17 protein-coding genes are annotated in these 24,973 nt (G+C 72.4%); 6 read left to right on the forward strand and 11 right to left on the reverse strand.

Features of this window, described 5'->3' with window-relative positions; genetic code table 11:
• Positions 1-102: 102 nt before the first annotated feature.
• From ACFUK0_RS24955 to ACFUK0_RS24965, 3 genes are all read left to right on the forward strand, one after another.
• On the forward strand, positions 103-1,071 hold the full coding sequence (locus ACFUK0_RS24955; protein ID WP_380253844.1) for a ParA family protein: 969 nt from the start codon (positions 103-105) through the stop codon (positions 1,069-1,071).
• On the forward strand, positions 1,068-2,195 hold the full coding sequence (locus ACFUK0_RS24960) for a ParB/RepB/Spo0J family partition protein (protein WP_380253846.1): 1,128 nt from the start codon (positions 1,068-1,070) through the stop codon (positions 2,193-2,195). The genes ACFUK0_RS24955 and ACFUK0_RS24960 overlap by 4 nt, the downstream gene beginning before the upstream one ends.
• Before the next feature lie 176 nt (positions 2,196-2,371).
• On the forward strand, positions 2,372-2,989 hold the full coding sequence (locus ACFUK0_RS24965; RefSeq protein ID WP_380253848.1) for a GNAT family N-acetyltransferase: 618 nt from the start codon (positions 2,372-2,374) through the stop codon (positions 2,987-2,989).
• Positions 2,990-3,091: 102 nt separating this feature from the next.
• On the opposite strand, the gene trxA is transcribed toward ACFUK0_RS24965, so the two are convergent.
• The 7 genes from trxA to ACFUK0_RS25000 all read right to left on the reverse strand — a co-directional run bounded on the left by trxA (position 3,092) and on the right by ACFUK0_RS25000 (position 13,670).
• Positions 3,092-3,418: a thioredoxin gene (trxA, locus tag ACFUK0_RS24970; RefSeq protein ID WP_380253850.1), complete on the reverse strand. Its 327-nt coding sequence runs from the start codon at positions 3,416-3,418 to the stop codon at positions 3,092-3,094.
• Between the two features lie 157 nt (positions 3,419-3,575).
• Complete coding sequence (gene trxB, locus ACFUK0_RS24975; protein WP_380253852.1) at positions 3,576-4,541, reverse strand: thioredoxin-disulfide reductase; 966 nt, start codon at positions 4,539-4,541, stop codon at positions 3,576-3,578.
• Positions 4,542-4,714: 173 nt separating this feature from the next.
• On the reverse strand, positions 4,715-5,662 hold the full coding sequence (locus ACFUK0_RS24980) for a hypothetical protein (protein ID WP_380253854.1): 948 nt from the start codon (positions 5,660-5,662) through the stop codon (positions 4,715-4,717).
• Positions 5,659-6,363, reverse strand: a complete 705-nt coding sequence (gene sigM, locus ACFUK0_RS24985) for an RNA polymerase sigma factor SigM (protein ID WP_380253856.1) — start codon at positions 6,361-6,363, stop codon at positions 5,659-5,661. Before sigM ends, ACFUK0_RS24980 begins: the two co-directional genes overlap by 4 nt.
• A gap of 41 nt (positions 6,364-6,404) precedes the next feature.
• Positions 6,405-8,438 carry a protein kinase family protein gene (locus ACFUK0_RS24990; RefSeq protein WP_380253858.1) on the reverse strand — a complete coding sequence of 678 codons (2,034 nt, stop codon included), beginning with the start codon at positions 8,436-8,438 and terminating at the stop codon, positions 6,405-6,407.
• Positions 8,439-8,706: 268 nt separating this feature from the next.
• Positions 8,707-11,160 (reverse strand): murein biosynthesis integral membrane protein MurJ, encoded by a 2,454-nt coding sequence (murJ, locus tag ACFUK0_RS24995; RefSeq protein ID WP_380253860.1) that lies wholly within the window; start codon positions 11,158-11,160, stop codon positions 8,707-8,709.
• 47 nt (positions 11,161-11,207) lie between these two features.
• Complete coding sequence (locus tag ACFUK0_RS25000; RefSeq protein ID WP_380253862.1) at positions 11,208-13,670, reverse strand: DUF6049 family protein; 2,463 nt, start codon at positions 13,668-13,670, stop codon at positions 11,208-11,210.
• Between the two features lie 311 nt (positions 13,671-13,981).
• On the opposite strand from ACFUK0_RS25000, the gene ACFUK0_RS25005 reads away from it, so the two are divergent.
• Positions 13,982-15,403, forward strand: a complete 1,422-nt coding sequence (locus ACFUK0_RS25005; protein ID WP_380253876.1) for a CCA tRNA nucleotidyltransferase — start codon at positions 13,982-13,984, stop codon at positions 15,401-15,403.
• 147 nt (positions 15,404-15,550) lie between these two features.
• Here the strand turns inward: ACFUK0_RS25005 and ACFUK0_RS25010 are convergent, their stop codons facing one another.
• The 4 genes from ACFUK0_RS25010 to ACFUK0_RS25025 form a co-directional block, all read right to left on the reverse strand.
• Positions 15,551-16,522 (reverse strand): hypothetical protein, encoded by a 972-nt coding sequence (locus tag ACFUK0_RS25010; protein ID WP_380253864.1) that lies wholly within the window; start codon positions 16,520-16,522, stop codon positions 15,551-15,553.
• 83 nt (positions 16,523-16,605) lie between these two features.
• The gene (locus ACFUK0_RS25015) at positions 16,606-17,943 is read right to left on the reverse strand and encodes an MFS transporter (protein ID WP_380253866.1); all 1,338 of its coding nucleotides are present in this window, start codon (positions 17,941-17,943) and stop codon (positions 16,606-16,608) included.
• A 231-nt stretch (positions 17,944-18,174) separates the two neighbouring features.
• Positions 18,175-19,257 carry an inositol-3-phosphate synthase gene (locus ACFUK0_RS25020; protein WP_380253868.1) on the reverse strand — a complete coding sequence of 361 codons (1,083 nt, stop codon included), beginning with the start codon at positions 19,255-19,257 and terminating at the stop codon, positions 18,175-18,177.
• A 154-nt stretch (positions 19,258-19,411) separates the two neighbouring features.
• Positions 19,412-20,095, reverse strand: coding sequence for a PadR family transcriptional regulator (locus ACFUK0_RS25025; RefSeq protein WP_380253870.1), 684 nt, complete (start codon positions 20,093-20,095; stop codon positions 19,412-19,414).
• 331 nt (positions 20,096-20,426) lie between these two features.
• On the opposite strand from ACFUK0_RS25025, the gene ACFUK0_RS25030 reads away from it, so the two are divergent.
• Positions 20,427-23,114, forward strand: a complete 2,688-nt coding sequence (locus ACFUK0_RS25030; RefSeq protein ID WP_380253872.1) for a transglycosylase domain-containing protein — start codon at positions 20,427-20,429, stop codon at positions 23,112-23,114.
• A gap of 164 nt (positions 23,115-23,278) precedes the next feature.
• The gene (locus ACFUK0_RS25035; RefSeq protein WP_380253874.1) at positions 23,279-24,910 is read left to right on the forward strand and encodes a glycosyltransferase family 87 protein; all 1,632 of its coding nucleotides are present in this window, start codon (positions 23,279-23,281) and stop codon (positions 24,908-24,910) included.
• Positions 24,911-24,973: the final 63 nt, after the last annotated feature.

The following is a 24,973-nucleotide window of genomic DNA, read 5'->3' on the forward strand; positions in this document are numbered from 1 at the left end:
ATGGTGTTTCACGTGAAACGTCGCTCCCTGCTTTCCGGAATCCTAGGTCGCAGCCGGGCGGCGACTGTTGCCGCTCCGGTTTCACGTGAAACACTGACCCCCATGCAGGACTCGGAGACCATCGACCAGATCGATGACACGCCCATCGCGCGTGCCGCCCAGGCCGCGGTGCAGGCCATCGGACGGGCCGGCGAGGGGCTTCCCAGGCCGGCCGCCACCCGCGTGATCGTGGTGGCCAACCAGAAGGGCGGGGTGGGGAAGACCACCACCACCGTCAACCTGGCGGCCTCACTCGCCATGCACGGACTGCGCGTCCTCGTGGTGGACCTCGACCCGCAGGGCAACGCCTCGACCGCGCTCGGGATCGACCACCATGCCGAGGTGCCGTCGATCTACGACGTCCTGGTCGAGGGCAAGCCGCTGGCCGACGTGGTGCAGCCGGTGGTGGACGTCGAGGGGCTCTTCTGCGTCCCCGCGACCATCGACCTGGCCGGCGCCGAGATCGAGCTGGTCTCGCTGGTGGCCCGGGAGGGCAGGCTGCAGCGCGCGATCGCCGCGTACGAGCAGCCGCTGGACTACATCCTGATCGACTGCCCGCCCTCGCTCGGCCTGCTGACGGTCAACGCCCTGGTGGCCGGGCAGGAGGTGCTGATCCCGATCCAGTGCGAGTACTACGCGCTGGAGGGCCTCGGCCAGCTGCTGCGCAACGTGGAACTCGTCCGGGCGCACCTCAACCCGACGCTGCACGTGTCCACGATCCTGCTCACCATGTACGACGCCCGCACCCGGCTCGCCGCGCAGGTCGCGGAGGAGGTCAGGACGCACTTCGCGCAGGAGGTGCTGCAGACCGCCATCCCGCGGTCGGTCCGGATCTCGGAGGCGCCGAGCTACGGGCAGACCGTGCTGACGTACGATCCGGGTTCCACCGGCGCGCTGTCGTACCTGGAGGCGGCTCGCGAGCTGGCCTTCCGGGCCCAGCCCGCCGCGACCGGCGCGGTCGGGCAGCAACGCAGCGGTGTCGCGGCGCCGGCCCAGATGGTTCAGCACAGCACGACGGAGGGCAATCGGTGAGTGGTCGCAGAGGTCTGGGACGAGGACTCGGGGCGCTGATCCCGGCGGCCGCCGCGTCCGGCGCGGTGGCACCGCCCCGGACGGCGGAGCCGGCGCCCGGCGACGCCGCCGGGATTCCGGCACCCCCGGCCGAGCACGGGCCGGCGGTCGTGCCCCTGCTGCCGTCCGGCCGGGGCACGGTGGCGGCCAAGGCCGCGGCGGAGAGCGTCCGTGAGCTGGAGGCGCAGGCGACGCAGCAGCCGGAGCCGGAGCCGGCCGACGGCGGCACCCTGCTGCCGGTCGACGGCGCCCGGTTCGCGGAGCTGTCACTGGACTCGATCACCCCGAACCCCCGGCAGCCCCGCGACGTCTTCGACGAGGGCAAGCTGGCCGAGCTGGTCGCCTCCATCAAGGAGGTGGGCCTGCTCCAGCCGGTGGTGGTGCGCCAGGTCGGCGCCGAGCGCTACGAGCTCATCATGGGGGAGCGGCGCTGGCGCGCCTCCCGCGAGGCGGGTCTGGAGCAGATCCCGGCGATCATCCGGGCCACCGAGGACGACAAGCTGCTGCTGGACGCGCTGCTGGAGAACCTCCACCGGGCCGAGCTGAACCCGCTGGAGGAGGGCGCCGCCTACGACCAGCTGCTGCGCGACTTCTCCTGCACGCACGACGAACTGGCCGACCGGATCGGCCGCTCGCGCTCCCATGTCTCCAACACGCTCCGGCTGTTGCGGCTCTCGCCCGCGGTGCAGCGCCGGATCGCCTCCGGTGTCCTCACGGCGGGGCACGCCCGTGCGCTGCTGGGTGTGCCGGACGGCGAGAGGCAGGATCAGCTGGCGAAGCGGATCATCGCGGAGGGTCTCTCGGTGCGCACCACCGAGGAGATCGTCAAGCTGATGGACCGTGAGGAGAAGCCGCAGCGGCCGAACGGCCCGAAGGCCGGCAAGCTGCTCTCGCCGGCCTTCAACGATCTGGCGGGGCGGCTCTCCGACCGGTTCGAGACCAGGGTCAAGGTCGAGGTCTCGCAGCGCGGCGGCAAGCTCGGCAAGGGCAAGGTGGTGCTGGAGTTCGCCTCGGTGGAGGACCTGAACCGCATCCTGGACAGCCTGGCGCCCGGCGACGACGGGCTGCGGCTGTCGCAGAGCTGAGCGGCCGAGGCCCGGGCGGGTGTGCCCGCAGCCGGGCCGGATGGGTGCATGCTTCACAGGGGACACGGCCTCGCCGGCCGTGTTTCACGTGAAACATGCACCCATCGGCATGTGGACCGGGCGGTCCGAGGGGGGATGCTCGACATGAGGACAGTGCGGACGAGGAGGTGCGGGGCATGGGACGCCGGATCGCCCCGCTGACGCTGGACAACCTCGCGGACCTGCCGGCGACCTGCCGCTCCTGCGTCTTCTGGGAGCTGGATCCGGTCAGCGCCAAGGAGGCCGTCGAGAGTGGGAAGCCGGAGCTGGAGAAGGAGGGCTGGATCTCCGCCGTGCTGCTGGAGTGGGGCTCCTGCGGCCGGATCGCCTACGTGGACGGTGTCCCGGCCGGCTTCCTGCTGTACGCCCCGCCCGCGTACGTCCCCCGCTCGCTGGCGTTCCCGACCAGCCCGGTGTCACCCGACGCGGTGCTGCTCATGGTCAGCCGGGTGCTCCCCGGATACCAGCGGCAGGGGCTGGGCCGGGTGCTCGTCCAGACGGTCGTCAAGGACCTGATCGGACGGGGAGTGCGGGCGATCGAGGCCTTCGGGGCTCTCGGACCGGAGCGGCCGAGCTGTGTGCTGCCGGCCGAGCACCTGCTCGCGGTGGGCTTCAAGACCGTCCGGCCGCACTACCGCTACCCGCGGCTGCGGCTGGAGGCCCGGGCGACGGTCTCCTGGAAGGGCGACATGGAGGTGGCGCTGGAGCGGCTGCTCGGCGGCGCCCGCAAGGAGCCGGCCCTGCGACCGTTCTGAGCCGTCCCGGGCCTGCCGGACATGACGGTGGCCGGGCTCCCCTCGCACAGGGGATCCCGGCCACCGTCATGTCCAGGTCGTCCGTCGGACGGCCGGGCGGGCCTAGAGGAACTCGGCCAGCTCGCGCAGCAGCGCGGCCTTCGGACGGGCACCGGTGATGGACTTCACCGGCTCGCCGTTCTTGTAGACGATCATCGTCGGGATCGAGATGACGTTGTACGTCGCAGCGGTCTGCTGGTTGGCGTCGACGTCGAGCTTCGCGATGGTGAGCTTGTCGCCGTGCTCGCCCGCGATCTCCTCGAGGATCGGGGCGATCTGACGGCACGGGCCGCACCAGGTGGCCCAGAAGTCCACCAGGACGGGCTTGTCGCTCTTGAGGACGTCGGCCTCGAAGGACGCGTCGGTCACGATGTTGGTGGCGCCGGCCACGGGAGCTCCTAAGGGTCACGGACGAAGGTTGCTGCCAGGACAACAACGACCGGGGCGGTTATGTTTCTGCCCCGGCCGCCGGGGGTGCGTGCGCGTGGGGCGGAGCCGCACGTGGAACACGCACCCGCCCGGCGGGTGGATCGGGTGGAGAGCCGGGTCAGACCGCGACGGTGGCGGCCTGGGCCTCCAGGTCGGCCAGCGAGGCGAGGTAGCGCTCGGCGTCCAGCGCTGCGGAGCAGCCGGTGCCGGAGGCCGTGATCGCCTGGCGGTAGGTGTGGTCGACGACGTCACCGGCGCCGAAGACACCGGGGATGTTCGTCCGGGTCGAGGGGGCCTCGACCTTGAGGTAGCCCTCGGCGTCCAGGTCGAGCTGACCGGTGAACAGCTCGGTGCGGGGGTCGTGGCCGATCGCGATGAAGAGGCCGGTGACGGCCAGCTCACGGGTCTCGCCGGTGGTGGTGTCCCGCAGGGTGACGCCGCTCAGCTTCGGGTCGCCGTGGATCTCCTCGACCGCGCTGTCCCAGGCGAAGTTGATCTTCGGGTCGGCGAAGGCCCGCTCCTGCATCGCCTTGGAGGCGCGCAGGCTGTCGCGGCGGTGGATCACGGTGACGCTGCGGGCGAAGCGGGAGAGGAAGGTCGCCTCCTCCAGCGCGGTGTCACCGCCGCCGACCACCGCGATGTCCTGGTCGCGGAAGAAGAAGCCGTCGCACGTGGCGCACCAGGAAACCCCCCGGCCCGAGAGCGCGTCCTCGCGCGGCAGGCCGAGCTTGCGGTGCTGCGAGCCGGTGGTGACGATCACGGCGCGGGCCCGGTGGACGTTGCCCTCCGAGTCGGTGACGGTCTTGACGTCGCCGGTGAGGTCGACCGAGACGATGTCGTCCGGGACCAGCTCGGCACCGAAACGCTCGGCCTGCGCCCGCATGTTGTCCATCAGCTCGGGGCCCATGACGCCGTCCCGGAAGCCGGGGAAGTTCTCCACCTCGGTGGTGTTCATCAGGGCGCCGCCGGCGGTGACGGCCCCCTCGAAGACGAGCGGCTTGAGCGAGGCTCGGGCGGTGTACAGCGCGGCCGTGTAGCCGGCCGGGCCGGAACCGATGATGATCACGTTACGGACGTCGCTCACTGCATCTCCTGGTTCGCATCGCGACCCGCGCTAGCGGGGAGGGCGGTCCTGCTCCGCCGCCCGGGACAACGACTGACCAGTCTCCCGCATTCCCCGCCGGATCCGTACCAGGTGCCCGCAGTGTGGGCCGTCCGGTGTCGGTGGGTGGGCGGCTGCGGCCCGGCCGGCGGCGGTCAGCGGAGCGGGACGGCGCGGTGCAGCCGGACGGGATCCGGGCCGGCCGGGCAGCCGGGGTCGACCAGGTACACGTCGAGCAGGTCCGGGTCACCGGGGGTGGCGTACACCAGGACGTCCACCGGCCTGCCCTCGAACGTGCCGTGGTCCGTGGCCAGCAGGGGGGAGGGGACGGCGGGGGCGCACGGGCCGGCCGCCGCCGGGGTCGTGGCGCCCTTGTCGCCGGCGGGCGGGGCGGTGTCCTCGCCCGCGCCCAGCAGCTGCCGGATCTGCGCCGGGAGGGTGTCCGCGCGGTAGGCCGTACCGGCTGCCGCGGCGGGGTGCTGGGCCCCCGGGGCTTCGGCACCGCCGGCCGTGCCCGGGAGGGCCGGTGTGCCTGCGGTGCCGGGGCCGATCGCGGCGCCGGGCGCCGTGGCGGCGGGCTCGCGCGTGGTGGCGACGGAGGCGGACCCGGCCGCGCTGTCACTGTGCTGCCCCGGCCCCACGGGGCTGAGCAGCACGGCGCCGAGCACTGCGGCCGCGAGGGCGACGGCGCCGCCCAGCAGGGCGGTGCGACGGCGCAGGCGCCCGGCGGGGCGGGGGCGGCCGGGGCCGCCGCCGGGGCCGCCGGGCGGGGCCGTGGGGGCGGTGCGGGCCGGGCCTGGGCGGAGCGGGGCCGGGTGCCCGGGGCCCGCCGCGGTGCGGGGAGCGGCGGCTTCGGCCGCGAGGGCGGCGTCCAGGCGCAGCGCGACGTCCGCGGGCATCGGCGGGGTCTCCACCGCGCCGAGCAGCTCCTGGACCTCGGTGAGGGCGGCGAGCGTGTCGCGGCACTCCGGGCAGCCGTCGAGGTGGGCGCGGAGTGCTCCGGCGGCGGCGGGGCTCTCGGTCAGGCCCTCGGCGAGGTCCGCGAGGTCGTCGATTCCGGGGTGCGGTCCGGCCGGAGGCTGGGGGGAGGTGTGGGGCGTCATCGCGCGGTCGCATCTCCTTCCAGTACCGGGTCGCTGCCGGTGTCCGTTGCTGTGACGGGCCGCGGTGCGGACGGGTTCCCGTCCGGCGCTGTTTCACGTGAAACAGCGCCGCCGGTGGTGCCTGCGCCGCCCTCCCGCAGGTGGCGTACGAGCGGCAGCAGCCGGGCCCGGCCGCGGGCACAGCGGCTCTTCACGGTACCGACCGGGACGCCGAGCATCTCCGCGCTCTCCGCCACGGAGTAGCCCTGCATGTCGACGAGGACGAGCGCGGCGCGCTGCTCGGCGGGCAGGGCGTCGAGAGCGGCCGTCACCTCGCGTCGGACCTCGGCACGGACGACCGGGTGATCGGCCGCCTCGGAGCTGCCGAGCAGGGTGTCGAGGCGCTGCGGGTCGTCGTCGAGCGGGCCGGTGCGGCGGGTCGCGGTGCGGCGGGCGCGGTCGAGGCAGGCGTTCACCACGATCCGGTGCAGCCAGGTGGTGACGGCGCTGCGCCCCTGGAAGGTGTGGGCGGAGCGGAAGGCGGAGACCAGCGCGTCCTGGAGGGCGTCGGCGGCCTCCTCGCGGTCGCCCAGGGTGCGCAGGGCCACGGCCCAGAGCCGGTCGCGGTGGCGCTGCACCAGCAGCCCGAAGGCATCCCGGTCGCCGGCGACGTGCTGGGCCAGCAGAGTGGCGTCGCTGTCCTCGGCTTGCGCCGTCCCCACCCCTCCCACCCCTTCGTCGGTGTCGCCCGGCCTGCCGTCGGTCAGCCGGTGACCTTGATCTCGGAGACCTGTCCCCGGAAGAGGCCGTCCCCATCCTTGGGGAGAGCGGTCAGCCAGAGCAAGAGGTAGCGCGTGGTCACCGGGGCGGTGGGCTGCAGGTCCTTCCCGTTGCCCTGGGCGATCGTGGTGTAGTCGCCGGGCTGGCCGGGTGCGGTGGCGGCCTGCGTCGTGGGCACCCGCAGCTCCACCTTGGTGGTGCCGACGAACTGGACGTCGACCGCGCTCACCTGCTGGGGCGAGCCGAGGTCGACCAGCAGCCCGGTGCCCTCCTTGAGCTTGGGGAACTGCTCGAAGTAGCCCTGGGTCGCCCAGCTGGTGCCGGGGTTGCCGTCGTGGGTGTTCGGCAGCGCCTCGACGTGCTCCAGGGCGGAGCCCTGCGGGTTGAAGGACTTCACGTCGGCGATCGCCACCGGCTTGCCGTTGGCGACGGCCACCGGTTCGCTGCTCGGCGAGTGCACGGCGTCGGGCTGGATGCTGGCGGTCGGGTTGGCGGTGGCCGTGCCGCGCAGCTGTCCGACCAGCTGCCAGGAGGAGAACCCGACGGCGGCCAGCGCGACCGTCCAGGCGGTCGCCTTGAGCGCCCGCCGGAGGCGGCGCCTGCGGGGCCTGGGCGGGTAGGGGAGCTGCGGTACGGGGGTGCGGAACGTCGGGGCGGTCGCCGGGACCGGGCCCTGCACGGGAGGAGTGCGGCGGGGCGGGGTGAAGGCGGGCAGCTCCGGCTCGGGCTGGCGGATGCGGGGCATCAGCGCGATCGCCTTGGCCAGTTCCTCGGGCGTGGTGATCGGGGTGGCGTGGTGCGGCGGCTGCTCGCACAGGACGCGCGCGGCGAGTTCCGACAGGCCCTTGTGGACGTTCGCCCGGACCCGGTCGGGGGGCACGCAGCCGAGGCTCCTGGGCAGGCCCTGGAGGTCGTAGCGGTCCTCCGGGAAGGGCCAGCGGTGGGTCAGCGCGGCGTAGAGCAGGACGCCGATGGCGCGGGTGTCCGCGAGCTCGCCGCTCTCGTCGTCCCGGGTGGCCTCCTCGGTCGGCAGGCCGCGCAGGGCGGCGTCCACGGCGATGCCGTTGATCCGGTACTGCCCGCCCTCGGTGCGCAGCACGCAGCGCGGGGTGAGCCGCAGATGGGCCTGGCCGCGCCGGTGGGCGGTGGCGATGGCGTCGGTCACCTGGCGGACCATCTGGTAGGCGTCGTACGGCTCCATGGGGCCGGTGGCGAGCAGCTTGGCGAGGTCGGACGCGTCGGGCAGCCACTCCCGTACGACGTAGACCAGGCCGTCCTCCTCGACCGCGTCCAGGACCTGCACGAAGCGCGGGTCGCCGAGCAGCGCGGCGGACTTGGCGGCGGCCAGTACGGCGCGGGCGCGCTGGTGGCCGGCCGCCAGCAGGTGGACGCCGACGGCCCGGCGCAGCTTCTCGTCCACCGCGCGCCAACTGCTGAACGTCTCGGTCTGGGAGATGCACTCCTCCAGCCGGTACCGGCCGCCGATGGTGTCGCCGCTGTGCCGCAGGGGAGCGGGGAGGGTGCGCGGGAGGGTGCCGGTGTCGTGGGGACCGGTTGCCTCCGGGGCGGTCCTGGCGGGGGCCTTCGCGGCCTTGGAGGGTGCTTTGGAGAGTGCCTTCGCGGCCGCCCTGGCCTTGCCGGCGGCGGTGGCGGCGGCGATGGCCGCGCCGGCGGCCAGTTCGACCGCGATCTCGTCGGCCGACAGCGGGGCGGTGGTCTCGGCGGTCTCCTCCGCCACCGACTCCTGCGCCACCGACTCCTGCGCCACCGACTCCTGCGCCACCGACTCCTGCGCCGCGGGCTCCTCGGCGAGCGGCTCCAGCGGGCCGGTCGCGGCCGGGCCGTCCGGCTCGGAGCCGACTGCGGTGCCTACTGCGGTGTCGGCCTCGGATGCGGGCTCGTCCGCGGAGCCGTCCACGAGTTCGTCGATCGCCAGGGCCAGTGCGGCCTCGTCCGCCGCTTCGTCCGCCTCCGCCGTGTCGACGACCGCCTTGGTGCCATCAGCCACCGTGGTCATGCCTCCCCTTGTGTCGCCCCGGTCCCGGGAAAGTCGCTGGACCACTCCTGGCCGAGGGCCGGGAGCGTGCCAGGTCAATTGTGCCCACTGTTGTCCCTCCGGTACGACCGCTGAGGGGGCCAACCGGTTGCGCAGGGTGGAGAGATCTGGTGCAGACGGCCCGCTGGGCCGGTCCGGCATGCCCGGGGGTCACCCGAACGCCGACTCCGGCCCAGCGGTCGCCGCCCGAGGCGGCGCCGGTCTGCCCGTGTGTGCGGTTGACGCGAGGTCAGCGGCCGAGCCGGCTGCGTACCATTCCGGTCATCGCGTTGAGCTCCTCGATCTTCAGGCGCTTGGCGATCACCGCGAAGACGGCGAGCTGGAGCGCACCGGCCACGATCACCGTCAGCACGCTGCCGATCCATCCGCCGATCAGCGCGCCGGTCAGCAGGCTGACGCCGAGGCCGACGGCGGCGGCGGGCACGCAGGCGGCCGCCAGCCTGCTGTAGGTGCGGCCGATCCGCTTGGTGTCCAGCCCGCCGATCTTGCGCTTGAGCTTCGGGATGGCCACCGCGACACCCACGGCGTACGCGAGGCCGTACCCGAAGGCCATGCCGGTCACCACCCACTGCGAGGGCAGTACGAGGTAGCACAGGCCCGAGAAGGCGGCCTGGCAGCCGGCCACCCACAGGGTGTTGTAGAACGGCGTCCGGGTGTCCTCGTAGGCGTAGAAGCCGCGCAGCATGACGTACTGCATCGAGTACGGGATCAGGCCGAGAGCGAACGCCGAGAGCATGAAGCCCATGTTGGTGGCCGCGTCGAGAGCGGGCTGCTGTCCGCCCACCGCGTAGATCGAGCGGGTGATGGCCGGGCCGAGCGAGAGGAACAGGAAGGCCCCGGGGATGATCGCCACGGCGGTGGTGCGCAGGCCGTACGAGATGTCGTCGCGGACGGCGCCGGCGTCCTCGTCGGCGGCCGAGCGGGAGAGCCGGGGGAGGACCGCGCTCATGATCGAGACGGCGATCACCGCGTGCGGGAGCTGCCAGATCAGCAGGGCGTTGGAGAACGCGGCGAGGCCGGCGCCGTTGTCCCCGGAGTCGATGCCGGCGGCGACGGCCAGCTGGGTGATCACCAGGTAGCCGGCCTGGTTGGCGAGGACGAAGAAGAACGTCCACTTGGCGAGCCGGGCGGCCTTGCCGAGGCCGTGGCCGCGCCAGTCGAAGCGCGGGCGGTAGCTGAACCCGGCGGCCCGCAGGTACGGGATCATCGCCAGGGCCTGCACGACGAGGCCGAGCAGGGTGCCGAGCCCCAGCAGCCGGACGCCCTCGGGGGAGACGGTCGCCGGGGTGACGTGGGTGGAGCTGAAACCGCCGTAGACCCAGAGGTAGGCGGTGAAGGTGAAGATCACCACGACGTTGTTCAGGACGGGCGTCCACATCATCGCGCCGAACCGGCCGCGGGCGTTGAGCACCTGGCCCATCACCACGTGGATGCCCATGAAGAAGATCGTCGGCAGGCAGTACCGCGCCAGCGCCACCGTGGTGTCGGCGCTCGCCGGGTCGCGGGTCAGCGCGTGCGCGATCAGCTGGACGAGCACGGGGGCCCCGAGCACGGCCAGGAAGGAGACCCCGGCCAGGCCGACGATCACCAGGGTGAGCAGCCGGTTGGCGTACGCGGTGCCGCCGTCGGAGTCGTGCTTCATGCTGCGGACCAGCTGCGGCACGAAGACGGCGTTCAGGGCGCCGCCGCCGATCAGGATGTAGAGCAGGGTCGGCAGCGTGTTCGCGGCGTTGTACGAGTCGCCCATCTGACCCGCGCCGATCGCGGCGACGATCACCATGGTGCGGACGAAGCCGGAGCCCCGCGAGACCAGGGTGCCGGCGGCCATGATGGCGCTGGAGTTGAGCAGGCTGGCGACCTTGCCGCCGCCGCCACCGCTGCTCCGGCCGGTGCCGGGCGCACCCGTCGTCCGGGCGGCCTCTTCCTCCTCGGCGAGGATCTCCGCGCGCGGCTCCACCGCGGGCGGGATCTGGACGGCGGCCACCTGCATGGTGGCCTCCTCCTCGGAGAGCGGCGGGTCGAACTCGATCGGCGGGACGAACGGACGGCCCTGCCCCTGGCCGTGCGGGCCCTGGCCGGGGCCCTGGTCGAACGGCGGCGGCCCGGCCGCGTAGGGCGGGGCGGGCTGCTGGAGCTGCTGGGGCGGGTACGGGCTCTGCTGCTGCGGGGCACTCTGCTGGGCGGCGCCGCCGAAGAGGCCGTCCACGCCGACGTACTCGGTCGTCTCGGAGTTCCACGGCGAGGGCGCCGGAGCGGGTTCCTGCCACTGCGGCATGCCCCACTGCGCGCCGGGGCCGGCCCCGGGGGCGCCGGCGTCGGGCACGCCGCTGTTGGCCGGGAACGGCGCCTGGGCGGCCGGGGCGTTCGCCGCGGGCTCCTCCCAGGCGGGCCGGGCCGGGGTGTCCCAGCCCGGCTGCACCGGCGGAACCGGCGGCACCGGGGTCGGGTAGCCGTTGCCCTGCGGCGGAAGCTGGGGCGGCACGTCGTACGCGGCCGGCGGCACGTCCTCGCGCGCGGCCTGGACGCCGTACGGGTCCTGCTCCGACGGGTATCCGGCGTAGGCGTCGGCCGCGTACGGGTCCTGTGCGTAGGTGTCGGCCACGTACCAGTCTCCGGACGGCGTCTCTGACGGTTGTTGGCCGCCGGCCTGGCTCTGTGCTCGCTCCTCGCGCGGCCCGCTCATGCCACCTCTTCGCTGTTCGGGGGAGGGCGCCCTGGGGTCGGGCGGTATCAAGGACCAACCTTCTCATCACCGGTGGTCCGATTCCGGCCATCTGCGGCGGTGCCGCGCAGTGTCTGCACCCGGCCGTCGCTCCCGTCCGGCTCCTCGCCGCGCCGTTCCTCCCGCCGCTCGCCCTGCCGGTCGTCCAGCGGGTCGTCCTGCGGGTCGTCCTGGCCTTCGTCGAGCGGTGCGTCCGGGTCGTACGGCTCGAAGGTGCCCTTCTTGCGCTTCAGGTAGATGCGCAGCGCGGCGAGCACGATCAGCACCAGGCCGCCGCCGATGACGTACAGCACGCCGTCCGTCACCGAGGTCACCATGACGTTGAACGTCACGGCCTTGCCGTACTTCTGCGGGTCCGGTCCGGTGGTCCACAGCTGGGCGGTCATGGTGGCCTGGCCGTTGTTGTGCGCCTCGGCGGGGAACTGGAGGGTGACGCTGCGGGAGGCACCCAGGACGATGTCCGCCGCGTCACCGACCTTCAGCCGGTTGGGCTGGCTGGAGGTGAGGACGAGTTTGAGGTTGGTGACCGTCTGGGTGAGGTCGTTGCGCAGGCTGACCTGGAGCACGCCGGTGTCGCCGGCGAAGGTGGTGACGCTCTTCTCCACCAGCCGGACCTGCCGGGACAGCTCGGCCAGGTACTTCGTCACGCCCGTCCGGTAGCTGTCGCCGGCCGGCCCCTGGGGGCGCCACTCCGTGGACACCGAGCGGGCCATCGCCGCGCTGAACGGCCCGCGGACGCGCTGCGGCAGGGTGAGGACGCGCATCAGCAGGTCCAGGTCGCGCTGGACGTCCATGGTCTGGGTGAGCGCGTCGGCCGAGAGCTCCGAGGCGCGTGCCTCGGCGGGGTAGTCGGTCGAGGGGGGCACGGCGCCGTTCGCCTTCGGGTCGGCGGCGGCCTGCGCGACGGCGTCCAGCTTCACCGTGGTGATCCACTGGCCCGTCCGGGAGGCGGTGTTCAGTGCCTCGGCGAGGGCCTTCGCGCTGTTCACGGTGAGCGTGCGCGGCGGCATCACCAGCAGCCCGCGCTGGTTGTTCGGCTCCTGATGGGTGATCACGAAGGTCTCGGCCAGGAACCGCTGCACGGCCGCGCTGCGGACCTGCGGGGTGTTCAGGTCGCTCTGGAAGAGCTCGGAGACCGCGCTGTCGGCGACCACGGCGGTCTGGCCGTTGCCGATCGGGCGCACCGCGCCGGGCGTGTACTTCAGCGAGTCCGGATCCGGCAGGCTCGCCCCGTTCACCAGCAGCAGGTTGTCCCCGCCGTGCTGGGCGGTGGCGGCGATCTGCTGGTCCAGGTAGCCCTGGTAGGGCCAGGCGACGTCGCTGCGGACGTCCACCGAGAGCCGCCCCTCGGCCGTCACCTGACCGGCCGTGCCGGCCTTGCGCAGGGCGGCGTCGATGCCGGGGAGGTCCGCGCCGTTGTGCGCGATCGAGGCGATGTCCGGGTCGGCGTAGGGCAGCGCGACCACCTCGCTGTCCGGCTTGGCGACCGCGCCCCGGAGCTTCTCCAGCCACGCCGTCGCGGCGTCCTTGCCGGTGCCCGCGACGGTGTTCTCCTCCTTCGCGGCCTGGCCGGCGGTGTTGGGCTTCTGCACCCGGTAGGACTTGCCGGCCATCGCCTGCGCGGTGTCCAGCAGGTCGGGGTCGACCACCCAGGTCAGCGCCGGCAGGCCGGCGCCGATCTCGACCAGCTCGTACAGCCGCCCGCCCGGGGAGAACTCGGCGGCCAGGCTGTCGTCCCGCAGGACGGGCACGCTCTGGTCGTTCTCGGCGAGGGTCTGCGCGACCAGCTCCGGGGTGTGGGTGATCGGCCACAGGGTCGCGACCTGCGTCGGCTGGGCGGTGGTCGTCGCGGGGTTGTACGGGAGGAAGGTGCGGGCGATGCCGAGGGGGCGCTCGCGCTGGTTGTCCCCCGTCCAGCCGCGGACGTCGACGGCCAGCTCGTAGGCGCCCGGGCGGTCCATCTCCAGGTCGGCCACCGCGATCTGCAGGGTGAACTGCTGAGTCTGCCCGGGGCCCAGTTCGTTGAGCGCGGCCTGCGGGCTCGGCAGGTCCACGCCGTCCACGCCGGCCGGGTCGTTGCGGGAGGCGACCGCCGAGAGCTCGCTGCGGAGGGTGAGCGGCCGGTGGTCGAACGGGGCGCGCACGGCCGCGTGGGGGGACTTCAGGGTGGAGCGGCCGCCGTTGGTCACCTGGCCGGTGATGGTCACGGTGCCGTTCGGGGTGGCGATGCCGGGGGCGACCGTCTCGATCGTCACGATCACCGGGTACTCGGCCGACACCGCGGCGGCCAGGGCGGGGCGGGCCGCGGCGAGGGCGCCCGCCTGCGGGCCGGTGGCGACGAGCAGGGCGAGGCCGGCCGCTGCCGCCGCGAGCCGCCTGACCACGCGGGCGGTGCGGCCGTCCCTTGCCCGCCCGTCGCGTCCGTGGTCTCCGTACGCCCCCAGGCCCGAGTGCCGTGCCGGCTCGCCCACGCGCTTCGCCCTCGCCGTTCTCGATCGCTGATCATCGGATGGCCAGATGAATGGCCGTGCGGAGCGGCCGTCCGCCGTCCGGTAGAGCCTTGGTGGCACCGCGGGCGCGGCAAGCAGCTGCCGTGGCCGGGAGTCGCTCCCACCGGCATGGTAACGACGCTGCCGGGCCCGCAGTGTTGGGGGTCACCGGGTGAGCCGCCACAAACGCGCGGGCGCGGGGGCGCCCGCGCCCCGTACCCTTGTGAGCCGTGTCCACTGTCAATGACCCCAGCGCCCATCATTCCAGCTCCGCCACCGCCGCCGCCCCAGGCCTGAGCGAGGCGCAGACCCTGGGACTCCAGGAGTTGCTGAGGGTCTCACCCGTCGCCGACGAGGTCGCCCGCCGCTTCCAGGACGCCGGACACCGGCTGGCGCTGGTCGGCGGATCGGTGCGCGACGCCCTGCTGGGCCGGCTCGGGAACGACCTGGACTTCACCACCGACGCCCGCCCGCAGCAGGTCCTCAAGCTCGTCCGGGGCTGGGCGGACGCGGTCTGGGACGTCGGGATCGCCTTCGGCACGGTCGGTGCGCGCAAGGACACCCCGGACGGGTCCTTCCTGATCGAGATCACCACCTACCGCTCCGAGGCGTACGACCGCACCTCGCGCAAGCCCGAGGTGACCTACGGCGACACCATCGACGAGGACCTGGTGCGCCGGGACTTCACCGTCAACGCGATGGCCGTCGACCTGCCCGGCCGCGGCTTCGTCGACCCGCACCACGGCCTGGAGGACCTGGAGGCGAGGGTGCTGCGCACGCCCGCCACCCCGGAGGAGTCCTTCTCCGACGACCCGCTGCGGATGATGCGGGCGGCCCGGTTCGCCGCCCAGCTCGACTTCACGCCCGCGCCCGAGGTGGTCGCGGCGATGACCGCGATGGCCGAGCGGATCACCATCGTCTCCGCCGAGCGGGTGCAGGCCGAGTTGAACAAGCTGCTGCTCTCCGACCACCCCGTCGAGGGCCTGCGGCTGCTCGTCGACACCGGCCTCGCCGACCACGTGCTGCCGGAGCTGCCCGCCCTGCGGCTGGAGAGCGACGAGCACCACCGCCACAAGGACGTCTACGAGCACTCGCTCACCGTGCTGGAGCAGGCCATCGCCCTGGAGCAGGAGGGCCCCGACCTGGTCCTGCGGCTCGCCGCGCTGCTGCACGACATCGGCAAGCCCCGCACCCGGCGGTTCGAGTCCGACGGGCGGGTGTCCTTCCACCACCACGAGATGGTGGGCGCCAAGATGACCCGCAAGCGGATGCGGGACCTGAAGTACTCCAAGGAGCTGACCGAGGACGTCTCGCGCCTGGTCGAGCTGCACCTGCGCTTCCACGGCTACGGCGGTGGCGAGTGGACCGACTCCGCGGTGCGCCGCTACGTCGCCGACGCCGGTCCGCTGCTGGAGCGCCTGCACAAGCTGACCCGTTCGGACTGCACCACCCGCAACCGCAAGAAGGCCGCCGCGCTCTCCCGCACCTACGACGGCCTGGAGGAGCGGATCACCGAGCTGCGGGCCCGGGAGGAGCTGGACGCGGTGCGCCCGGCGCTGGACGGCAACCAGATCATGGAGCTGCTGGAGCTGAAGCCCGGCCCGCAGGTGGGCAAGGCGTACAAGCACATGCTGGAGCTGCGCCTTGAGCACGGGCCGATGGAGCACGAGGAGGCGGTGGCCGCCCTGCGTGCCTGGTGGGCCGGGCAGGGCTGACCTGCCGGAGCGCCGCCGCGCGGGCGGGACGAGAACGGCGTGACGAGAACGGCGGGACGAGAACGGCGGGACGAGAACGGCGGAGGGGAGCCCGGTGGCCGGGCTCCCCTCCGCCGTGTCACGGTCGGACGGCTGCTTCGGGGCGTCCTAGTGGACGACGTCCGCGAGGCAGAGCACGAAGCTGCTCACGCCGTTGTCCTGGTAGTACGAGCTGTTCGCGTCCGGGTACTTGGCGCAGGCGGTGTCGCCGTCCGTGGTGCCGGAGACCTTCGCGACCACCTTGTACACGGCCCGGGAGTCGCTGCACGGCAGCATGGTGATGTCCGGGTTCGAGTCGTGCGTGGCGTTGGTGCTCGTCTCGTGGTCGTTGCGCAGGCAGTCGCCGGCCTTGGCGCGGTCGACGTCGCTGGGCACGTACTGGCTCGCCTTGGGCGAGGCCTTGGGGGAGGCGGCGGTCGACGGCTTGGCGCCGCCGGCGGCGGGCGAGGCCGAGGCGCTGCCGGCGGGAGCGGGTGCGGCGCCGTCCAGCGGGCCGAGGCACAGCACGTACTTGGTCTGGCTGCTGCGGCGGCCGCTCTTGCCCCACACCGAGGCGGTGGACTCCGGGTGCGTGTCGCAGCGCGAGGTGTCCGTGGTGCCGGAGTACTTGGCGACCACCTTGTACTGCGCCTTGGTGTCGGTGCACTTGACGATGTCGACCTTCGACACGCCACTGGTGTGCACGCAGTCGCCGACCGAGGCGCTGGAGACGCTCGGGCCCGCCACCAGGTAGCCGATGATCAGCACGATGACGCCGACCCCCAGGCCGACGATCTTCAGCACGACCCGCTTGCCGACCCGGCGGGCCGTCGACGGCGGCGGGGGCTGCTGCCCCCAGCCGGGCTGCGGGACACCGGGGGGCGGGCCGCCCGGCGGGGGGTAACCGGGTGCGCCGAAGCCCTGCGGCTGCTGGCCGTACGCCGGCGGCCCCGGCTGGGGCGGTACGGGAGCGGCGGGGTAGCCGTAGCCCGGTGCGGGGGGTTGGCCGTAGCCGGGAGTGGCGGGCGGCTGGCCGTACGGCTGGGCCGGTGGCGGGTAGCCGTACTGGGGCTGGCCGTACGGATTGGGCGGTGTGCTCATATGAGTCCCCCGTGACAGAGTGCTGCAGGCGCGGCATTGCTGACGTACCTTAGCGACTTGTCATCTCGTCAGGTGATCCGAGGTCATCGGGGGAGCGGCGGCCGTCCGCAGTGCGGACGGCGGCAGGCGGCCCGCGCGTAGAGGCCGGCCGCGGCGGCGTACACCAGCGCGACGCCGAGGACCACCCCGGCGGAACGGCCGGAGAGCGGCAGCACCAGTGCCGTGACCACCGCCGCCACGACGAAGGCGACGTTGAACAGCACGTCGTAGATGGCGAACACCCGCCCTCGGAACTCGTCCTCGACGGACTCCTGGACCACGGTGTCGGCGCAGATCTTGGTGCCCTGGGTGACCACGCCGAGCAGCAGTGCCGCGATCAGGCCGGGGACGAGCGAGAAGGTCAGCCCGAGGGCCGGTACGAAGACCACGGGGGCGGCCAGGCAGGCCGTCATCCACCCGGCGAGGCCGAGGCGGCGGGTGCACCACGGGCTCACCACGGCCGCCAGGAAGAACCCGACGGCGGAGAGCGCGACCGCCTGGCCGAGGGTGGCCAGCCCGGCCGCGCTGTCCGCCGGGTCGTTGAAGGTGTACCGGGAGAGCATCACCACGATGACGATCAGCACGCCGTAGCAGAACCGGGCCGCGGTGACGGCGGCCAGCGCGTGGACGGCCGGACGGCAGTCGCGGACCAGGTGCCGGATGCCCGCGCTGAGCTCCCGGGCGGTCTCGCCGAGCGCCTGCCGCAGGGCCGGGCGGTCCGGTTGCTGGTCCGGGCCGAGCAGGTCCGGGGCCATCCGCCGGGCGGCCAGCGCGGCCGACAGGTAGAGCAGCGCGGCGACCGTGACCAGAGCGGCGTCGGCCCGTGGCCCGGGCGCCATGACCTGGTGCAGCAGGAAGCCGAGGCCGCCGCCGCAGGCCGCCGCGACGGTGCCGAGCGTGGGCGAGATCGCGTTGGCGGTGACCAGCTGGTCCTGGCCGACGACCCGGGGGAGGGCGGCGGACAGGCCCGCCAGGATGAACCGGTTGAACGCGGTGACCAGCAGGGCGGCGGCGAAGAACAGCGACTCCGGCGCGCGGGCCAGCAGCAGCCCGGCGGTGACCAGCCCGAGGCCGAACCGGGCCAGGTTGCCCAGGTAGAGCACCTGCCGGCGGCGCCAGCGGTCCAGCAGCACGCCGGCGAACGGACCGATCACGGAGAAGGGGAGCAGCATCACGGCCAGCACCGAGGCGATGTCGGCCGGCGAGGACTGCTTCTCCGGCGAGAACACCGCGTAGGCCGCGAGCGAGACCTGGAAGACCCCGTCGGACAGCTGGGACAGCACCCGTGCGGTCAGCAGCCGGCGGAAGTCCCGTCGGCGCAGCAGCCCGGTGAGGGAGGTGCGGTGGGGGGCCCTGGTGCTGCCGTTCACTGTGATGGCCACCCGCCAAGAGTGCCACGGTGACCGGCGTTGTTTCACGTGAAACAACGCCGGAAAAACAGCAGGTGGGGCCCCGGCGATGCCGGAACCCCACCAGGAACCCATGAGCCGTCAGTTCGACGGCCGGGATTCAGCGCCCAGCGGTCAGCGCTCAGCGCTCAGCGCTCAGGTCGAACAGTCGCGAACTTCGCTGCGCTCAGCGCTCAGGTTGAACAGTCGCGAACTTCGCTGCGCTCAGCGCTCGACCTCGCCGGCGATGAACTTCTCGACGTTGTCGCGGGCCTCGTCGTCGAAGTACTGCACCGGCGGCGACTTCATGAAGTACGAGGACGCCGACAGGATCGGGCCGCCGATGCCGCGGTCCAGGGCGATCTTCGCGGCGCGCACGGCGTCGATGATGACACCGGCCGAGTTCGGGGAGTCCCAGACCTCGAGCTTGTACTCGAGGTTCAGCGGAACGTCGCCGAAGGCGCGGCCCTCGAGGCGGACGTACGCCCACTTGCGGTCGTCGAGCCACGCAACGTAGTCGGACGGGCCGATGTGGACGTTCTTCGCGCCCAGCTCGCGGTCGCGCACCTGGGAGGTGACGGCCTGCGTCTTGGAGATCTTCTTGGACTCCAGGCGGTCGCGCTCCAACATGTTCTTGAAGTCCATGTTGCCGCCGACGTTCAGCTGCATGGTGCGCTCCAGCAGGACACCGCGGTCCTCGAAGAGCTTCGCCATCACGCGGTGCGTGATGGTGGCGCCGACCTGCGACTTGATGTCGTCGCCGACGATCGGCACGCCCGCCTCGGTGAACTTGTCCGCCCACTCCTTGGTGCCCGCGATGAACACCGGGAGGGCGTTCACGAAGGCGACCTTGGCGTCGATGGCGCACTGGGCGTAGAACTTGGCGGCGGCCTCGGAGCCCACCGGCAGGTAGCAGACCAGGACGTCGACCTGCTGGTCCTTGAGGACCTTGACGACGTCGACCGGCTCCTCGTCGGACTGCTCGATGGTCTCCAGGTAGTACTTGCCCAGGCCGTCGAGGGTGTGACCCCGCTGCACGGTGACGCCGGTCGGCGGCACGTCGCAGATCTTGATGGTGTTGTTCTCGCTGGCGCCGATGGCGTGCGCGAGGTCCTGGCCGACCTTCTTGGCGTCGACGTCGAACGCGGCGACGAACTCCACGTCACTGACGTGGTACTCGCCGAACTTGACGTGCATCAGCCCGGGGACCTTGCCGGCCGGGTCGGCGTCCTTGTAGTACTCGACACCCTGCACCAGCGACGCGGCGCAGTTGCCGACGCCCACGATGGCTACGCGAACCGAACCCATTCCGGTTGCTCCCTCTGATCTCATGAGGCCCGCCGAAGCCGGCTGGGTCTCGTCCTGCTGCTTCTTCAATGACTGAACTGCTGAAATGACTGTCTGACGGGCGCGATGCGCCCACTCCTACCGCGTGGCCCAGGGCAACGCGGTGCCAGCGCTCCTACGCGGAGCGCCCCGGGCGGTCGTACGGTGGCCCGGGCGGGTCCGGGGACCCGTCCTCCTGACCACGGCCGTCCGAAGTCTTGTCGGAATTCTCCGGGGCGGGTGAGGGCCCGCCCCGGCCGGTGCGGTTGGCCCGCTCGGTCTCGATCAGCTCGTTGAGCCAGCGGACCTCGCGTTCCACCGATTCCAGCCCGTGCCGCTGCAGTTCGAGCGTGTAGTCGTCGAACCGTTCGCGGGTGCGGGCGATGGAGCTGCGCATCCGCTCCAGCCGCTCCTCCAGCCGGCTGCGGCGCCCTTCCAGGACCCGCATGCGCACGGCCCGGTCGGTCTGGCCGAAGAACGCGAAGTGGACGCCGAAGTGCTCGTCCTCCCAGGCGTCGGGGCCGGAGTCGGCGAGCAGCTCCTCGAAGCGTTCCTTGCCCTCGGGGGAGAGCCGGTAGACGATCTTCGACCGCTTGCCGTTGAGTGCGGTGGCCGGGACGTACTCGACGTCCGGGTTGTCCTCGACGAGGAAACCCTGGGCCACCAGGCTCTTCAGGCAGGGGTAGAGCGTGCCGTAGGAGAAGGCACGGAACGAACCGAGCAGGACGTTGAGCCGCTTGCGCAGCTCGTAGCCGTGCATCGGGGCGTCGTGGAGAAGGCCGAGGACGGCGAACTCCAGCACTCCCGACCGCCTGCTCATGCCGGCCGTCTCCTTCCCCATGGACTGTCGTATGCCGGGTCGATGTATCGGCCCGATATATCGAGAACAGTAAACCGGGGTTCCCGAACGGGCAAGGGGGCCACGCGTGGTTGTGATCACAAGATGGCTGGCGGGGGCCGCAAGGCAACGGGCATGTAATGATCTGCCGCCGTTATGGGGCGGTTGGTGCCTGATGCCCGATTAGCAGGCATTCGTAGGTGCGTACGCTGTCGCGTGTGCACGAGGACCACCTCCGGGGTTAGGCGGTTGCGGGCATCGGATCGTGAACCCTGCCTTCAGGCCCGACGGCCTGACGAGGAGCTGCTGGAAGATGAGCGAACGACGGCGAAGGTCGGCCAACCCGGGCGGCGGTGAGCAGGGCCCCGGCGGCGACCGCCCCTACGCCTACGGCAGGCCGCCCGAAGGCGCACCCTCCTACGACGAGAGGGCGGCCGGACGGGCCGGCGACGGGAGAGCCGGGAGCGACTCGGTCGGCTCCGACGGCCCCGGACGGCGCCGCCCCGGCGCAGGCCGGGACACCGCGCAGCAGCCCCGGATGACCCGCGCCGAAATGCGCAAGGCCGGCCAGAAGGGCGGCCAGGGCGCCGGCCCGGCAGCGGCGTCCGGTCGCGGCGGCAAGCAGGGGCCCCCCGGCAAGCCGGGCAAGAAGCGTTTCATCGACTACCCGCGCTTCGGCAAGTCGGGCGTGCGCCGCTGGGTGCCGTCCTGGCGGCTGTGGCTGTCGGGCGTCCTGGTGGTGTTCGCCGGCGGTGTCGCCGCCGTCGGCATCGCCTACGCGAACACGTCGATTCCGAAGCTCCACGACATGGTCGACAACCAGAACAACATCTACTACTGGGCCGACGGTTCGGAGATGACCCGCAAGGGCGACACCAACCGGCAGATCGTGCCCATCGGCGAGATCAGCGTCAACATCCAGAACGCGGTCATCGCGGCGGAGAACGAGACCTTCCGGACCGACAGCGGCATCGACCCCAAGGGCATGCTCCGCGCGGTCTACAACATGGCGCGCGGTGGCCAGACCCAGGGCGCCTCCACCATCACCCAGCAGTACGTCAAGAACGGCTACCTGACCCAGGAGCAGACCCTCGACCGCAAGGTGAAGGAGTTCTTCATCACCTTGAAGGTCAATCAGAAGGTCTCGAAGAACGAGATCCTGGAGGGCTACCTCAACACCAGCTGGTTCGGGCGCAGTTCCAACGGCATCCAGGCCGCAGCCCAGGCCTACTACGGGGTCAACGCCAAGGACGTCGACATCTGCCAGAGCGCGATGCTCGCGAACCTGCTCAAGGGCGCGGCCGTCCAGGACCCTTCGCTCAGCGCCGCCAACCACGCCCGCGCGGAGTCCAACTGGAAGGCCATCCTGGACCTGATGGTCAAGGACAAGCTGGTCACGGCCGAGGAGCGGGCCAAGTGCACGGTCTTCCCCGAGCCGATCGAGCGCAAGCCGGCGGCCAACATGAACGGCCAGATCAGCTACCTCGTCGAACTGGCCGACAAGAACGTCCTGAACCGGGACAAGACGCTCGACCAGCAGTCCCTGGACAAGGGCGGCTTCAAGATCTACACGACCTTCGAGAAGGACAAGGTCGAGGCCCTGAAGAAGGCCGTCGACGACGTCCAGGCGGAGACGCTGAACCCGGTCAAGCGCCCGGACAAGGACACCTTCGTCCAGGTCGGCGCCGCCTCCATCAGGCCCGGTGACGGCGCGATCGTGGCGATCTACGGCGGCCCCGGCGTGGAGAACGGCCACCACGGCAACAACGCCGACGCCCAGGGCATCCAGGTCGGCTCGACCTTCAAGCCCTTCGTGCTGGCGACCGCCATGCAGAACGGCGTCCTCACCTCGACCGACGACCAGGGCAAGCCCGCGCGGATCAACGCGGACAGCCGCTACCTCGCCGACGACATGAGCGAGATCCGCAAGCCGGACGGCTCCCTGGTGATCGGCGACGACGGCAAGCCGTACCGGCAGGCGAACGAGGATCCCGGCAAGCGCGGCTACGTCTCACTGCGCCAGGCCATGCAGTGGTCGTACAACGTCCCGTTCGTCCAGCTCAACCAGGACGTCGGCGGCCCCAACGCGGCCGACATGGCGGAGAAGATGGGCCTGCGGCGGGAGACCTTCACGGACCCGAAGACCACGACCTTCGCGCTCGGCACCTCCACCCAGAGCCCGATCCGGATGGCCACCGGCTACGGCACCCTGGCCGCCAGCGGCAAGGAGGCCGAGCCGTACTCGGTGACCAAGGTCGAGCGCAGCGGCAAGGAGTGGCCGACGTTCGCCAAGCCCGCCGCCGCCAAGCAGGTGATGGAGGCGGCCGTCGCCGACAACATCACCGACGTCCTGGTCAACGTGGCGAAGAACGGTACGGGTAGCAAGAGCAACGCGCTCGGCCGCCCGGTGGCCGGCAAGACCGGTACCACCGACGACAACATGTCGGCCTGGTGGGTCGGCTACACGCCGCAGCTGGTCACCTCCGTCGGCCTGTGGCGCGAGGACCCGGCGCACCCGGGTCTGATCCCGATGAAGGGCACCGGCGGCAAGGAGTCCACCCACGGTGGTGACACCCCGACGGACATCTTCACCCGCTACATGAAGGTCGCCCTGGCGAACGAGAAGAAGCTGAACTTCCCCGTTCCGCAGCCGGTCGGCAGCCAGGTGGACTCCTCCGGGGCCCCGGTCTCGGCGTCCCCCTCGCCCACCCTGTCGCCCACCGACACCGCGCCCGCGGTTCCGGCTCCCGACGTGCCGGTCGTGCCGGTCCAGCCCACCGAGGTGGCGCCGCCGGCCGGCTGCACGCCCGGCGTGGACTGCCCGGACACCACGCCCAGCGCGCCGGCACCGACGGCCAGCCCGACCAAGGGCAAGCCGAGCCCCTCGGCGTCGGCCTGCCTGATCCCCGCGCTCTGCCCCTCTCCGAGTGCCTCGGCGAGCAGCACGGCGACGACCAAACCCACTGCCACGCCGAGTGGTTCGGGCAGTCCGTCGCCCTGACCGGCCGGCCCGGCGAGCGGTAGCCGCAGCACCACGGTGGCGGTCCTCCACGGAGGGCCGCCACCGTCGCGTCCGCCCCCGGGCGGCGGCTCGCGCCCGACCCGGGGGAGCCGGCGGTGGGGGCCTCCTCGTCCACCCGGGCGAGGTGCGGCAGGATGTCCGGCATGACGTCGAGCGCGCGTGACGAATCCGCCGGGCCGGACCGGCCCGAAGAGGCCGCCGGTACGGCCGGCCACGGCCCGGTGGCGGTGGCCACGGCCCCCTCCGCCGGCTCCGGCCCGCAGCCGGACACCGTCGTCGTCCCGGCCGACGAGGACCCGGTCGCCGCGGCCGGCAGCGAGGTGTTCGGCGGCCCGCCCGGACGGCGCGCCCTGCTCGGCGTCTCCTGGTGGATCCCGGCCCGCTTCCTCGCCCTCGCGGTCATCCTGACCTCCGTGCTGGGCATGATGCAGAAGGCGTCCTGTTACGACAGCGGCTGGTTCCAGGCGGGCTCCCCGCAGTACATCCACGCCTGCTACAGCGACATCCCGCACCTGTTCACCGGCCGCGGGTTCGCCGACGGACTGCACCCGTACCTGGACAAGATCCCGCAGGGCTCCCCGGACATGCAGTACCTCGAATACCCCGTCCTGACCGGCCTGTTCATGCAGGTCGCCGCCTGGCTCACCCCCGGCGGCGGCAGCGGCCAGCAGCAGGAGCAGTGGTTCTGGGCGATCAACGCCGGCCTGCTGATGGCCTGCGCCGTGGTCGCCGTGGTGGCCGTCTCGCGGACCCACCGCCGCCGCCCCTGGGACGCCCTGCTGTTCGCCCTCGCGCCCACGCTCGCCCTCAACTCCACCGTCAACTGGGACTTGCTGGCGGTCGCCCTGGCCGCCGTGGCGATGGCCCTGTGGTCCAGCTCGCGGACGGTCTGGGCGGGCGTCTTCATCGGCCTCGCCACCGCCGCCAAGCTGTACCCGGTGCTGCTGCTCGGCCCGGTCTTCTTCCTCTGCTGGCGGGCCGGGCGCTGGCGGGCCTTCGGACAGGCCCTCGGCGGCGCGGTGGGGGCCTGGCTCCTGGTGAACGTCCCCGTGATGGTGGCGAACTGGGACGGCTGGGCGACCTTCTACACCTTCAGCAAGCACCGCAAGGAGGACTTCGGCTCCTTTTGGGTGATCCTGATGCAGAACCGCGGCAGCGGCCTGGAGAACCTCGACACCTACATCGCCGGGCTGCTCGTCCTGTGCTGCCTGGGCATCGGCTGGCTGGCGCTCTCCGCGCCGCGCCGCCCGCGCTTCGCCCAGCTGGCGTTCCTGATCGTGGCCGCGTTCATCCTGACGAACAAGGTGTACTCGCCGCAGTACGTGCTCTGGCTGATCCCGCTCGCGGTGCTGGCCCGGCCGCGCTGGCGGGACTTCCTGATCTGGCAGGCCTGCGAGGTGCTGTACACCCTGGGCATCTGGTCCCACCTCGGGTTCGTCACCAGTCCCAAGCAGCACGGCCTGGGCGACTCCTGGTACCACTTCGCGGTCGTGCTGCACCTGCTCGGCACGCTCTACCTGTGCGGTGTGATCATCCGCGACATCCTGCTGCCGGACCGCGACCCCGTCCGCTGGGACGGCAGCGACGACCCCTCGGGCGGCGTGCTCGACGGCGCCCCGGACCGGTTCACGCTCGGTACCGCCCGCCGGCTCGGCGAGGAGGCCACCTACGCGGCCTACGCGCCCACCGGTGGTGACGACTGGCTGACCGTCTCGTCGGTGGAGGAGGACGAGACCTGGCCCGAGCCGGCGGCCCCGCGCCCGGCCGAGGGCTGACCCGCGGCGGACGACGGCGGACGACGGACGGGCCGGTGGCCGGCACCCCTCGGGGTGCCGGCC

It is taken from the genome of Kitasatospora sp. NPDC057223 (genome assembly GCF_042669755.1).
GTDB lineage: Bacteria > Actinomycetota > Actinomycetes > Streptomycetales > Streptomycetaceae > Kitasatospora.